Raw genomic sequence first — 13,063 nt, 5'->3', positions numbered from 1 at the left:
TGATTAAAGAGTTTGTAAAAGAATGAATTGGGAAGAGAAGAAAAAGAGCGGTCATCAGACCGCTCTTTGAGGGTTAGGGTTACCGGCAGAAAGGGTGTCGAGCCTTAGCGAGACAGCGGCGACAGGCCCTGTTCTTTGGCCATCTTCAGCGCGATCCGCGGGGCGGTCCACAGTGACGGCAACAGCACCAGGGAAACCGGAACCGCGGTGATCACGATAAAGGACTGCAGCGCCGAGATACCGCCGGAACCGATCGAGATCAACAGCGCGGCAACAATACCCATCATCGCGCCCCAGAACACCCGGATGGTCGGCTTCGGGTGATCGGTACCGGTCATGACCATCGAGACCGCGTAGGTCATGGAGTCACCGGTGGTGGCCACGAAGATGGTGGTCAGGATCAGGAACAGCACCGAGATAAAGAAGCCCATCGGCAGTTGTTCGGTGATCGCCAACAGCGCCGCCGGCAGGTTGAAACCGGTGAACGGCTCGGAGATCACACCCGGGGTGGCCAGCTCGAAGGCAAGGCCGCTACCGCCGACGATGGTGAACCAGAAGCAGGTGATGATCGGTGCGATGACGGAAATCAGCAGGACCATTTCACGAATAGTCCGACCGCGGGAGATACGGGCCACGAACATCGCCATCAGCGGACCGTAACCCAGGAACCAGCCCCAGAAGAACACGGTCCACCAGTCCAACCAACCCGGGCTGGCGCGGAAGGTCGCCATCGGGATGAATTGATCCAGGTACAGACCGAAGCCGTGCAGGTAACCATCGATGATGAACGCGGTCGGGCCGAACAGCAGGATAAAGGCCATCAGCGCCACGGCCATGATCACATTGGCACGGCTGAGGATCTGGATCCCCTTGGTCACACCGCTGACGGCAGACAGGGTGTACAGGGCGATCAAACCCACCAGGATGGTGACCTGAGTGCCGTAGGTGTTGGGGATACCGAACAGTTTTTCCAGACCGAAGCTGACCTGCAGACCGAGAAAACCGATCGGGCCGACGGTACCGGCGACCACGGCCAACACGCAGCTGGCATCCACCAGGGTGCCCAGTGGGCCGGTCATGACACGGTCACCGAACACCGGGTAGAGCAGGGTACGCGGCTTGAGCGGCAGACCTTTCTCGTAATGCAGGTACATGAACACGATGCCGGTCAGGCTGCCGAGGATCGCCCAGGCCAGGAAACCCCAGTGCATGAAGCTCTGCGCCAGCGCGTTATAGGCCGCCTGGGCGGTACCCGTTTCACTGCTCGGCATGCCACTGAACAACGGCGGCGGCGAGGTGAAGTGGGCCATCGGTTCGGCGGCGGCCCAGAACACGCCACCACCGGCCAGCAGGGTACACATGATGATCGAGATCCACTTGAAGGTGGAAATCTCGGGCATCTTCAGCCCGCCCAGTACCACGGCACCGGTATGGCTGACGGCCAACAGGATGCCGATGATGAAGGTCAGTAGCAGCAGCACCTGCCAATAGGCGCCAAAGACTTTGGTGGAGGCGGCAAAGCCGCTGTTGACCCAGCCGGACACCATGTCGATGTCGTAGAGGGCGAAGACGGCGAACAGTACGAGTACACCGCCGCTGATCAGAAATACCGGGAGGTCGACGCCCCCCAGCCAACCGTTCTTGGGCATGGTGGCCTCGCCTGCGGGCATGGCGGTTTGGGTTGAGTTACTCATTATAGTCTCCTGATGGATCTTAATTTTTATAGGTTTATCAGGGCATTACTTTGACGGCGCGGGGCCGGTTCGGTCCGCGCTATCGGGGTTAGGTAGAACGAGCAGTTCGGGTCGATTTAGCCGGGGTGAGCTAGCCGGGTTTTAACCCATCGTCGAGGAAGTTGAGCCAGTTCATTCCCATCACCTTGGCCACATCCTCGGGGCTGAATCCCCGGGCCAGCAGACCGTTGGTGATGTTGGGAAAGTCCCGACTGTCACGGAACCAGGACAGCGGGCGCGGCCAGTCGGCGTTGCTCTTGGAGCCCTCGCCGTAGTCCATCTCTTTGGACCAGCGACCGTTTCGCATCCACTCCAGTACTGACAGCGGTTGCTCCTGGCACAGGTCGGTACCGATGCCGATCCGGTCGATTCCCATCAGGTCGGCAGTGCTGGCGACCATGTCGCAGAAATCATCCAGGCTGCAGTCCGGGCCATTCTTGAGGTGGAACGGGTAGAGGCTGAAGCCCAGCAATCCACCGGATTCACCCAGCGCCTTCAGGACCTTGTCGGACTTGTTGCGCTTGGCTTCGTGGAAGCTCAGCGGGTTGGCGTGGGAGATCACGATCGGACGTTCGGAAATTTCGATCGCCTCCAGGGTGCTGCGCTCGCCGCTGTGGCTCATGTCCACCACCATGCCGACCCGGTTCATCTCCTTGATCGCCTGGCGACCGAAGCGGGTGACGCCGCTGTCTTCGGCTTCGTAGCAGCCGCAGGCCAGCAGGCTCTGGTTGTTGTAGGTCAGCTGCATGATCATCAGGTTCAGCTCGCGCATCACCTCGACCATGCCGATGTCGTCTTCGATCGGGGAGCAGTTCTGCGCCCCGAACATGATGCCGACCTTGCCGAGCCGCTTGGCGACCCGGATATCCTCGGCACTCTTGATCGGCATGATCAGATCGCCGTGCTGCTCGAAGTGACGGTTCCACTCGGCGATCCGCATCAGCGTTTCACGGATCTGCTCGTGGTACACGATGGTCGCGTGGACCATCGTGACACCGCCTTGGCGCAGCTGTTCGAAGATCGAACGGTTCCAGTTGGAGTACTGGAGTCCGTCGATCACGATCATTTCATTGTGCAGTTCGTTATGCATGGCAATACCTCCAGGCACTGAGTCGAATCAGGCGCTGATGTAGGTTGTCTTCACAACGGTGTAAAACTCTTTGGCGTAGGTTCCCTGTTCACGTGGGCCAAAGCTGGAATCCTTACGGCCGCCGAACGGTACGTGGTAGTCGGTACCCGCGGTCGGCAGGTTGACCATCACGCAGCCGGTCTTGGCGTTGCGCTTGAAGTCGGAGGCGTATTTCAGCGACTGGGTGCAGATACCGCCGGTCAGACCGAAGTTGGTATCGTTCAGGGTCGCCAGGGCCTCGTCGTAATCCTTCACCTTGATGACGCAGGCGATCGGCGCGAAGGCCTCTTCGCGGTTGATGGTCATGGCGTTGGTGGTCTCGGTGAACAGCGCCGGCTGCAGGTAGTAGCCTTCTTTCTCTTCGCTCAATACCTCACCGCCGTAGACCAGCTTGCCGCCTTCTTTCTTGGCCAGCTCCAGGTACTCCAGGTTCTGCTCCATCTGGCGTGCATCGGCAACCGCACCGATATGGACGCCTTCCTTGAGCGGGTGACCTACCACCAGCTTCTTCATCCGCTCCACCATCGCGTCGACGAAGCGATCGTGGATCCCTTCGGTGACGATCAGGCGGGAAGAGGCGGTGCACTTCTGACCGGTACCGCCGTAGGCGCCACCGACGGCACACTCGACGGCATTGGCCAGATCGGCGTCATCCAGTACCACCAGGGCGTTCTTGCTTCCCATCTCCAACTGGCATTTGACCAGGTTGACGGCGGTTGCGGCGGCCACCTTGCGACCGGTCTCCAGCGAGCCGGTGAAGGTCAGGGCGTTGATACCACGGGAATTGATCAGCACGTCGCCAACCTGCGAGCCCGGGCCCATGACCAGGTTGAAAGTACCAGCAGGTAGATTCTGACGGGAGATGATCTCGGTCAGTGCCCAGGCTGAGGCCGGGACCTGGTTGGCCGGTTTCCAGACCACGGCGTTACCGAACGCCAGCGCCGGGGCGATCTTCCAGGCACCGGTGGCGGTGGGGAAGTTCCAGGGTGTGATGATGCCGACGACACCGACCGGTTCACGGCGGGTCTCGATCTCGATGCCGGGACGGACCGAATCGGCGGTTTCACCCATCTGACGCAGCACTTCGGCGGCGTAGTAGTGGAAGAACTGACCGGAGCGGTAAGTCTCACCGACACCCTCGGCCAGGGTCTTGCCCTCTTCACGGGCCAGGATCTCACCCAGCTCGTTTTTACGTTCGATCAGCTCGTCGCCGATCGCCATCAGCACGGAGTAACGTTGTTCCAGACCGCTCTTGGCCCACTCGACTTGGCCGGCGGCTGCGGCGGCGATAGCGGCTTCGGTTTGGGCGCTATCGGCTTGGGCGTAATGACCGATGACATCGCTGGTATCCGCGGGGCTAACGTTGGCGACACTTCCGTTATTACCCTCTACCCACTCGCCTGCGATGAAATTACGAAAAACAGAATCAGACATATTGACCTCCCGATTAGTGATGGATCCATCATAGGAGTCGTGCTGTAATAATAAAAATTAATAATCTCTATTCGACGATAAGGTTTACTTACCAGGAGCCGGTAACATGCTGCCCGAATTCAAGATTGCTCAACTCCGCCACTTCGTTTGGGTCGCCGAATTAAAGGGATTTCATGCCGCGGCCGAGAAAGCCCACCGCTCGCAACCGGCGATCTCGCTGTCGATTAAGGATCTGGAAGGCAAGCTGGGCGAGGCGCTGTTTGAAAAGCTGAACCAGAAAACCACCCGGGCCGAGTTGACCCCCTTCGGGCAACAGTTTCTGCTCCAGGCCAAGGAACTGATCGCCCACCACGATCGCGTCGTCGAGGACATGGTGTTGCTGGCAGAGAACAAGACCGGCCATCTGCGTTTGGCTTCGGTACCGTCGATCGCCAGCCGGGTTCTGCCGGCGCTGTTGTCGGAGTTTGTCGGCGAAACCCCGGACCTGCATGTCAGCTTCTTCGACGACAATTCCAACGCGGTGCTGAAGATGGTCGAGGAGCAGAAGGTCGACTTCGGCATCGCCCACCTGTTCCACGAACAAGAGCACACCGATAAAACCTTTATCCCGATTTGGGAAGACCGGATCGGCGTAGTCTGCCCCAACGACCACCCATTGGCCGACAGTACCGAGCTGCACTGGAAGGAGCTGCGAAAGCACCGCTTGATCGGCAACGGCACCTCGCGTCTGCTGGAAGACAGCGAAGCCCGTCCGCTTTTGGGCGCCTCCCAGTTCTATATCTCCAACATGATCTCGTTGATTGCGATGCTGGAGGCGGGCTTTGGGGTCACCACGCTACCCTGGTACGCCTTCCCGCAAGAGAGCAAGACGCTGACGTTTATTCCGCTGAAGACGCCGACGGTAATACGACGAATCGGCATCGTGACCCTCAATAGCCGATCGCTGACACCGCCAGCCAAAGCGCTGGTCGACTTTATCCTTGCCAGAAGTCAGCAGGGTGATCAGACATAGCAGGATTGATCGAGCCCGATGAGATAGCGGCATCAGTTGGCTAGTTTGGTTGGACAGCTACGAGAAAGACGGATGCTTAGCGTGTTTTATCAGAACGGCAGCTTACGCCCCATTGCAGCCACTTATAACCTCTCGCCACTGCAACCATCCCAGCTCGCCAGAAGCATGAAAGCGGACGCCTATTTTGCAGCTCTTAGCGCCTAGTCAGGACAGGAGCTGTCCACGAGCGGACATCAACGCGATGTCTCTGAGTTGTGGCTTCTGGCCCCTCAGCAGACATTTTCAGCCTGCTTTCAGGCCGGCAATGAAATCAACAAAGACTTTAACTTTGGGGGCCACTAAATCGCGTTTTAAATAAATAGCATAGGTCGAGCTCGGACTTTCCTGTGGACTAAATTCATCTTCGCTGAGTACTCGACAGAGCTGCCCCCGGGATAACTCCTTGGAGACAGCCCAGCGAGGAATCAATGCCAAACCGGCGTGATTAATGATGAGCTGTTTTTGCCCTTGCACGGTATTGACCACGATATGGGAAGTGAGGGCTATTTTTTCGGCGCCTTTATTGTCGATCAAGTACCAGTTTTTCCAGCCGCTGTAGCCATATTGAATACAGGGAAACTGGGTGATCTCTGCGACTGTGGCGGGGCTGCCGTGTTGCTTGATGAACTCGGGGCTGGCGCAGAGGATAAAATCGTTGGCCATCAGCTTTTTGGCCACTAGGCTGGAATCGGGCAGGATGCCGCTACGAATCGCCACATCGACATTCTCCTCCACCATGTCGACGACCCTCTCGGTCAGCTCCAGCTCTAATTCTACCTCCGGGTATTGCTGTTTAAATGTCGCCATCGACGGCAGAACCACCGCCTCGCCAAAGCCGACGGTCATGCTGACCTTGAGTCGCCCCTTGGCTTGCTGCTGCATGTCGTTAACCGCTCGCTTGGCCTCGTCCAGCTCAGCGACGATGCGACGCGAGTAGGCGTAGTACTGCTGGCCTGCCTCGGTTAAGCCGAGATTGCGGGTTGTTCTGTTAAGCAGCCTGACACCGAGTTCACGCTCTAGGTTGGCCAGTTGCCGTGAGATAGATGAGGGCTGAATATCAAAATACTGGCTTGCCGCCGAAATGCTTCCCAGCTCAACAATAGCGTTAAAGTACTGCAATCGGGTTAGCACCGGGTTCTCCCTTGCGATTTTATTTTGCCTAAAAAGCAAATATATTTTCTATATTGATGCATGTATAGCGAAAAAGACAATGATTATGATATGCCTCATTCAGCAACCGAAAAAAGAGGCATCAATGATGAAGGCAATGATTATTAATAAACTCGGCGATAGCAGTGTGTTCCAGCAGGTGGAGCGTGCAAAGCCCGAGGTCGTGGCGGGACATCTCGTTGTCGAGGTGAAGGCGAGCAGTGTTAACCCGCTCGATATCATGCTGCGCTCGGCAGAGACGCCATGGTCAGCCAACCTGCCAGAGGTGTTACACGGCGATGTCGCCGGTGTCGTGGTTGCCGTTGGCGAGGGTGTTAGCAAGTTTAGCGTCGGTGATGAGATCTATGGCTGTGCCGGTGGGATTGCCGGTATCGACGGTGCCTTGGCCGAATATATGTTGGTCGATGCAGACCTGGTAGCGCACAAGCCCAAGCGCCTCAGTATGGCCGAAGCCGCGGCGCTGCCGTTGGTATCGATTACGGCTTGGGAGGCGCTGGTTGATAAGCTGCGCATTCAGCAAGGCGATAGCTTACTCGTTCACGCTGCAACTGGCGGCGTCGGTCATGTTGCGCTGCAACTCGGCAAGCACTTGGGGGCAACAGTGACGGTTACAACACGGTCGAGAACAGAGCAACAGGCGCGGCTGTTGGGCGCCGATCATACGGTGAATGTTGAGCAGCAGTCGGTGGCCGATTATGTTGAGCAGTGCACCGCAGGTAAGGGCTTCGATGCGGTCTTCGATACCGTCGCCGGTGATAACATTAAAAACAGTTTCGATGCCGCCCGTTACAACGGTGCAGTCGCTACTATTTTACCTATCGATGATGCAGTTCCGGTTGCGCTAAAGGGCTTGAGTTTTCATAGTGTGTTAATGCTCATCCCCATGGTGCACCGTCAGGGCCAGGCCCACCACGGGGAGATCTTGACTAAGGTTGCCGAACTGGTGGATCAGGGAAAAATTATCCCGCTGATCGATGATAGTCAGTTCAGCCTGTGGCAGGTGGCCGAGGCCCACGATCGGTTGTCATCGGGTAAGGCGATTGGCAAGGTGGTGCTAACCGCTGCGCCTTAACTGCGATCAGGGATTGCCGTACTTCGCTTCCTTAAGAGAAAGAGGGCCAGGATTGGGCGTTTACGCCTCCAGCAATAATCTAATGTCCTCTTTCCTAAATTAATTTTAACCAATGCGGAGCTCTAAATGGCCCCTTGGACTAAACCGCTCGCGCGGTAGGGGTGCCACCACGTATCCTCGTAACAAGTGCCTCGCCACCGCAGCCCCCGGCTGCACTGTCCTATGAGAAGTGGAGGGACTTTTCCCTCTGCTTCTTCATAGGAGCTGTATCATGAACACTTCCAACTCCCCCATCAGCCCGTTACGCCAGCGCCTTATTAACGACATGATGCTGTGTAAATTGGTGCCCCAGACACAGGCCGATAGGTCGTCAGGGGCTTCTTTGTGTTGATAGCTGCCGCCTACTCAGTCGAAATCTGATTTCCGTGTCTGCCCAGGAGCGGGCGCTGTGTTGACAATACTGGCCGACAGCTTTGTCAGCAGACCAAGAACCTTACCCAATCAGCCAGAATTTGAATTGGTTTTCCTGATCACCTCCAGTGATATCCAACCTACTGCCGCTCTAGCTCGGCAGTAGGTCATGTCACTCAAGCCATTGAATGCTATCAGCCGGTAAATTATTACTTCCGCTAAGGAAAAATAATTACAAAACAGCATCCGATAAGTTTCAATTATCGAATGATTTATCCTTTTGATTTGAGTGGAATTAGATTTCCGGTCAACAATGAGTCACACAACACAAGCAAGACGCGTCTGGTGTACAACATCGGAATCGCAGCTTAGCAGCCGATCAATGCAACTGTCGTTGCATGATGGTTTCTACCCTAGCGATGGCTGTCATGAAGTAATAGCCACCCGAAAACGATGCTGAGATTCGCAGGCTTATCCATACTGATGTGTAGCTTAAGAGGATAACAATAATGACGACTACCACTGCCATCCAAGCCTCCATGCGGGGTGAGCATGCGCTGCCTTTAAGGCCGCCGAGTCAAGTTATGGATCTGGAGCGGCTGGGGGCGATGCACCAGAGTCGCTTGAGCTTTATGCGTACTCTGATCCGCCGGATCATGCGTGAGCGCTGGGCCATCGAGCCGATTAAGTTTGAGCTCGATGCCGATGGCTACGGTACCGTGATCTACGAGGTACAGGCCCCCAACGGCTTGTACAGTTTTGTGCTGTTCTCCGACTATCTGTCACCGGAAGAGCGGAACGACCGGGTTATCGCCACCAAGTGGGACCTAACAATGGCGCTGGTCGAGGGGCGTGTCGAGGCCGACTATCTGGAGCAGCTGCGTCAGAATGTGCCCAAGCAGGAAGCCGGACGCGTCGACGCTCGGGTCTTCGTTCTGTCGCGGGCCAACCGCAGTGCGCGTAACTTCGATTACGTGGTCGAACAACTGGCCAACGGGCAGCAGCCGGATATCGAGCGGATCAAGAATGTCGGTTACCTCTACCGCACCACCGCGGTCTACGGCAGCGGTAAGCTGGGCATGGCCGACTGGGAGAAGGTGCGGACCAAGCACCTGGACTTCGCCCGCCCGTTTGCCGGTGAGATGTTCGTCTGCCTGATGCTGCGTAACTTCAGCCTGCTGCAGGCCGAGCACATCGCCCGCCACAGATCCCCGCAGCGCTTCCAACCGATGCAAGACGAGATCAAGCGCTACTTCGGTATCGGTAACTCGACCGGTCTGGGAATGGCGCCCTATCTGGTCAACCATCCGTTGTTGATCAACCAATGGGTTGAGATGCGTGAGCTGGCGCTGGCCCGTATCCGTGCGCTGGGTTGCGTCAACAGCCGGGTGCAACAGGAACTGAGCAGCCTGATCGAGCGCTGCGCCCAGCATACCCGCGACACCGTCACCGAAGACGACTGGCAGACCGACAACAACCGCCAGGTGCTGGAGGATCTGGCCGCGCTGCAGCAGCACACGGCTGCCGGTTTCGACAACTGGGATGCACTGCTAGGCTGGAGCGAAGCCAACTGTTCGCTGCAGGGCCAGGAGATGCTGGTGTCGATCGCGCTGGAGATCTACCCGGAGCTGGTGGATGAGCTGGAAGACTTCCATTCCGCCGAAGAGAACCTGGATCTCGATCCGCTGATGCCGCTGCAAGAGCTCAAGCAGATTATCGAGACCCGCTACGCCTGGGCACTGGAGATCGACTTCACCGCGGAAGGGGCTCGTGAGACCTGCTGGTACCGTTCCGAAGAGAAGATGGAGCCCCGACTGGGCAGCGTTGCCGATGCCGAAGCGAAGCAGAAACAGATGGCGCTGGGGGTCGGTTATGCGGTCAGCAAATGTTACGAGCAGCTGTGCGGCTATATCGCCGAGCACCCCGAACACACGACCGCCCGCTTTATGGTGGCGCGACCGAAGATGCGCGGCATCGTGCGTCGGATTCAGAGCATGAGCCGCTGCGTCTACGGCGATATCCAGGCCAACCTGCTGGATCGCAATATCCTGCCGATGCACCTGTTGCGCTGCAAACTGGCGTTCTTCGGGGTGGGTAAGTTTGATCCCCGCTCGCGGCTTTGGGTCCGCAACACCATGTTCCAGGGCGCACCGCTGCTGGAAGATATCGGTAAGCCGTTCAGCGACGACTGGTTTATGCCCTTAGCGCCTCTTCAATCGGGACAGCACTAATGAATATCTCCATGAATGAACTGAAGGCGGCGCTGCGGCGTTGCTTTGAAGCCTCGCAGTACTTTGTCGGTAACTACGAAGATGCGGCCAACATGATTCTGTGGCTGGAAAAACACGGCCTGAATGGCTTGGGCGAACTGCAACGCGGCTTGCCCTATATCGATGAAGATCGCGAAAAGGCGCTCAGTAGCGTGATCTACGAAGACAGCACCTCGGCCATCATCGACAGCCACGGTCGCAGTGCGTTGAACTGCATCGCCGCTTCGGTTGACCTGGCCCACGCCAAGGCACTGGAAAACGGCATAGCGACAGTGACCGTGCATAACTGCCATAACCGCAAGTTTATCCTTAAGGCGCTGACCGACCGCGGTCGTTGCGGCATCAGTGTCGCCGCCTACTGGCAGAATGGTAGTGGACCGGTGACCGAGCATGCGGCGGCGATCAAGGCCGGCGAGCGCTATCCGAGCTACAGCGAAGCCACCACCGATCTGCCGGCCAGCACCGACGACAAGCAGGCGCTGACGATCATCTGCAGCTCGCGGGTGGATCTGGCGGTGTCGCTGCAGGCGTCCAAAGGCAACCGTAACGCACGTCATATCAGTGCCGAGCAGGTCGAAAAGAACAAACAGCAGAGTGTCGAGTCCGGCATCGAGATCGCCCCGGATCTGTGGGACGAGATCAACCGCATCGGCGCCGGTGTGCTGGTCGAAAACAGCGAACTCTCGCGTCAGGGTGCAGGGGGCCGCTAAACGCCCGAAGCTAAACGCTTGAAGCCATAGTCGCTGTTGCCCAAGTCGATCTTTCCGTTGCTGCTGTCAGTGATGGGAAAGGTCGGCTTTTTTGTGTCTGCGGTGCAGACATGCGTCCTTATCTTTGGGCCTGCCGTGATGCATGAAGCGTTATGAGTGTCCGGCGAGCCTGCATCGCTGGCGATGAAATCAGCCCCTGTAAGAGTGACAGAGAGACAGAGAGACAGAGAGACGGGTTCTTGGACATAGCATCCCTGATGATCTATAGCCCAGCCGATCTGCTGGCCATCGCGATCGTGATGGTTGGCATTATGCTGCAGGCCTGGGGCGGGCTCGGTTTCGGCTTGCTGGCCGCGCCGCTGCTGTACCTGATCAACCCCGCCTATGTGCCGGGCCCGATCTTGATTCTGGGTTTCTCGCTGTCAGTGCTGATGGTGATCCGAGAGCGCAGTCAATTGCGCTGGCGAGGCATCCTGCCGGCGGCCCTGGCTCGGATTCCCGGCTCCTGGTTCGGCGCCCTGTTACTGGTCTCCATTCCCGCCTACAGCCTCAGTCTGCTGTTCGGTGTCACGCTGCTACTGGCGGTGCTGCTGAGCTGGCGTACGTACCGGGTCAGCAAAACACCGCTCAGCCTGATGATTGGCGGCTTCTTCTCCGGCTTGATCGGCACCGCCACCTCGGTCGGCGGCCCCCCGATCGCGCTGGTTTATCAGGAGCAGAACCGGATCCTGGCCCGCAATGAGCTGGCGGCTTTCTTTCTGATCGGAACCCCGGCGTCGATCCTGATGTTGGCCTTACAGGACCGGGTCGATCTGCTCAGTCTTGAACTGAGCCTGAAGGTGTTTCCCGGGGTGTTGCTGGGCTTCTGGCTGGCCAACGTGTTGGACGGCGGCGGCCAAGCCAAATCCGCCAAGCCGCTGATTCTGACCGTGTGTTCCGCCTCGGCGGTGATGGTGTTGTACAAGGGGCTGCAGGGCTGGCTCGCCGCCTGATCGCTGAGCTGGCTTACTTCAGAATCGGTCAGCCGACCTACTGCAGACAGTGACCGCTGGGTTTGAGTGCCGGCGGCAGCTCGGTCTCGCCGATCGCTTCCAGCAGATTGATCTCCAGAGTCCGCGACATCGCACTGAGTGGTAGATCGTTGGACGACAACCCAAAGGGCTCCTCCAGCTCTTCACTGAGCGCATCCAGCCCGAAGAAGGTATAGGCGACGATGGCGCACAGCAGCGGGGTGAAGGCCCCCAGCGCACCGACCACACCGAACGGCAACAGCAGGCAGTAGATATAGGCGGTGCGATGCACCAGCAGCATGTAGGCGAACGGCAGCGGGGTGTTTTGGATCCGCTCGCAGGCGGCCAGTACCCCGGCCATCGACGTGATCCGTTCATCAAAGTTCTGGATCAGGATATCCGACAGCAGCCCCTGGCGACGGCACCGACCCAGCTCTTGTCCGAGCAGCTGCAGCAGGCAGTCGGGCAGGTTCTGGGAGCGTTTTAACCTTTCGTGATCCTCGGCCTGGATATAGGGTTCGATATCGCTCCAACCATTTGTCTGACGGAGCTGGTGTCGCAGTGCGTGGGTGAAGGCGATGGTCAGATGGACCAGTCGTTTTTTGGTCTCTGCGGCTCCCTCGACCTCATCATCGAGAAAAGAGTTAGCCTGGCGCGCCAGACTGCGGCCATCGACCAGCAACTGACCCCAATGTTTGCGCGCTTCCCACCAGCGTTCGTAGCAGGCGTTATTCCGAAACCCCAGAAACAACGACAGGGCCACACCCAACACGGTAAACGCGAATGGTGAATAGTCGGGCAACAGCGGGGGAAGGTAGTGCTGGGCAATGGCAACACCGGCGCCCAACAACGCCACAAACAGAATCTGCGGCAGAATCTTCGGCACGATCGAACCGCGAAGGGTGAAGAACAGCCGAAAGGCGTTGGGTTTATCGCGGACAACCATAGGAGACTCTGAAACCTAGCAGACTAAGAGTTGGGACGTTAGCAGAGCGTCTGTTCGCTGCAAGTCTATTTTGGGTAATGGCAGGAAATAACCGGGTTTCTATCCCAGGGTTCTTGCCGGCGACTCT

General features: G+C 57.8%; 10 protein-coding genes. 5 read left to right on the top strand and 5 right to left on the bottom strand.

Annotated features, from left to right (window positions below; genetic code table 11):
- Nucleotides 1-104: 104 nt before the first annotated feature.
- From DV711_RS04555 to DV711_RS04545, 3 genes are all read right to left on the bottom strand, one after another.
- Nucleotides 105-1,694, bottom strand: coding sequence for a BCCT family transporter (locus DV711_RS04555; protein ID WP_114694448.1), 1,590 nt, complete (start codon nt 1,692-1,694; stop codon nt 105-107).
- A 130-nt stretch (nt 1,695-1,824) separates the two neighbouring features.
- On the bottom strand, nt 1,825-2,823 hold the full coding sequence (locus DV711_RS04550) for a dipeptidase (RefSeq protein ID WP_243633729.1): 999 nt from the start codon (nt 2,821-2,823) through the stop codon (nt 1,825-1,827).
- 27 nt (nt 2,824-2,850) lie between these two features.
- The gene (locus DV711_RS04545; RefSeq protein WP_114694447.1) at nt 2,851-4,296 is read right to left on the bottom strand and encodes an aldehyde dehydrogenase family protein; all 1,446 of its coding nucleotides are present in this window, start codon (nt 4,294-4,296) and stop codon (nt 2,851-2,853) included.
- 106 nt (nt 4,297-4,402) lie between these two features.
- Here DV711_RS04545 and DV711_RS04540 point away from each other — a divergent pair, with 106 nt between their 5' ends.
- Nucleotides 4,403-5,308 (top strand): LysR family transcriptional regulator, encoded by a 906-nt coding sequence (locus tag DV711_RS04540; protein WP_114694446.1) that lies wholly within the window; start codon nt 4,403-4,405, stop codon nt 5,306-5,308.
- Between the two features lie 282 nt (nt 5,309-5,590).
- Here the strand turns inward: DV711_RS04540 and DV711_RS04535 are convergent, their stop codons facing one another.
- A complete protein-coding gene (locus DV711_RS04535) occupies nt 5,591-6,517 on the bottom strand; it encodes a LysR family transcriptional regulator (protein WP_243633728.1) in 927 nt (308 codons plus the stop codon).
- A gap of 85 nt (nt 6,518-6,602) precedes the next feature.
- Between DV711_RS04535 and DV711_RS04530 the strand changes: the two genes are divergently transcribed.
- The 4 genes from DV711_RS04530 to DV711_RS04515 all read left to right on the top strand — a co-directional run bounded on the left by DV711_RS04530 (nt 6,603) and on the right by DV711_RS04515 (nt 11,972).
- Nucleotides 6,603-7,589, top strand: coding sequence for a zinc-binding dehydrogenase (locus DV711_RS04530; RefSeq protein ID WP_243633727.1), 987 nt, complete (start codon nt 6,603-6,605; stop codon nt 7,587-7,589).
- 920 nt (nt 7,590-8,509) lie between these two features.
- Nucleotides 8,510-10,231 carry a type 2 periplasmic-binding domain-containing protein gene (locus tag DV711_RS04525; RefSeq protein ID WP_114694444.1) on the top strand — a complete coding sequence of 574 codons (1,722 nt, stop codon included), beginning with the start codon at nt 8,510-8,512 and terminating at the stop codon, nt 10,229-10,231.
- The gene (locus tag DV711_RS04520; RefSeq protein ID WP_114694443.1) at nt 10,231-10,980 is read left to right on the top strand and encodes a DUF3726 domain-containing protein; all 750 of its coding nucleotides are present in this window, start codon (nt 10,231-10,233) and stop codon (nt 10,978-10,980) included. Before DV711_RS04525 ends, DV711_RS04520 begins: the two co-directional genes overlap by 1 nt.
- A gap of 257 nt (nt 10,981-11,237) precedes the next feature.
- Nucleotides 11,238-11,972, top strand: coding sequence for a sulfite exporter TauE/SafE family protein (locus DV711_RS04515; RefSeq protein ID WP_114694442.1), 735 nt, complete (start codon nt 11,238-11,240; stop codon nt 11,970-11,972).
- Nucleotides 11,973-12,009: 37 nt separating this feature from the next.
- On the opposite strand, the gene DV711_RS04510 is transcribed toward DV711_RS04515, so the two are convergent.
- Nucleotides 12,010-12,936 (bottom strand): bestrophin family protein, encoded by a 927-nt coding sequence (locus tag DV711_RS04510; protein ID WP_114694441.1) that lies wholly within the window; start codon nt 12,934-12,936, stop codon nt 12,010-12,012.
- Nucleotides 12,937-13,063: the final 127 nt, after the last annotated feature.

The organism is Motiliproteus coralliicola, assembly GCF_003345655.1.
GTDB lineage: Bacteria > Pseudomonadota > Gammaproteobacteria > Pseudomonadales > Balneatricaceae > Motiliproteus > Motiliproteus coralliicola.
Note: the sequence above shows the minus strand (reverse complement) of the source record. Positions and strands in the feature narration are given on the sequence as shown.

Excerpts from the sequence above, each read along its gene's own strand:
- DV711_RS04555 (WP_114694448.1), bottom strand. The coding sequence starts at position 1,694 with ATGAGTAACTCAACCCAAACCGCCATGCCCGCAGGCGAGGCCACCATG.
- DV711_RS04550 (WP_243633729.1), bottom strand. The coding sequence starts at position 2,823 with ATGCATAACGAACTGCACAATGAAATGATCGTGATCGACGGACTCCAG.
- DV711_RS04545 (WP_114694447.1), bottom strand. The coding sequence starts at position 4,296 with ATGTCTGATTCTGTTTTTCGTAATTTCATCGCAGGCGAGTGGGTAGAG.
- DV711_RS04540 (WP_114694446.1), top strand. The coding sequence starts at position 4,403 with ATGCTGCCCGAATTCAAGATTGCTCAACTCCGCCACTTCGTTTGGGTC.
- DV711_RS04530 (WP_243633727.1), top strand. The coding sequence starts at position 6,603 with ATGATGAAGGCAATGATTATTAATAAACTCGGCGATAGCAGTGTGTTC.
- DV711_RS04525 (WP_114694444.1), top strand. The coding sequence starts at position 8,510 with ATGACGACTACCACTGCCATCCAAGCCTCCATGCGGGGTGAGCATGCG.
- DV711_RS04520 (WP_114694443.1), top strand. The coding sequence starts at position 10,231 with ATGAATATCTCCATGAATGAACTGAAGGCGGCGCTGCGGCGTTGCTTT.
- DV711_RS04515 (WP_114694442.1), top strand. The coding sequence starts at position 11,238 with ATGATCTATAGCCCAGCCGATCTGCTGGCCATCGCGATCGTGATGGTT.
- DV711_RS04510 (WP_114694441.1), bottom strand. The coding sequence starts at position 12,936 with ATGGTTGTCCGCGATAAACCCAACGCCTTTCGGCTGTTCTTCACCCTT.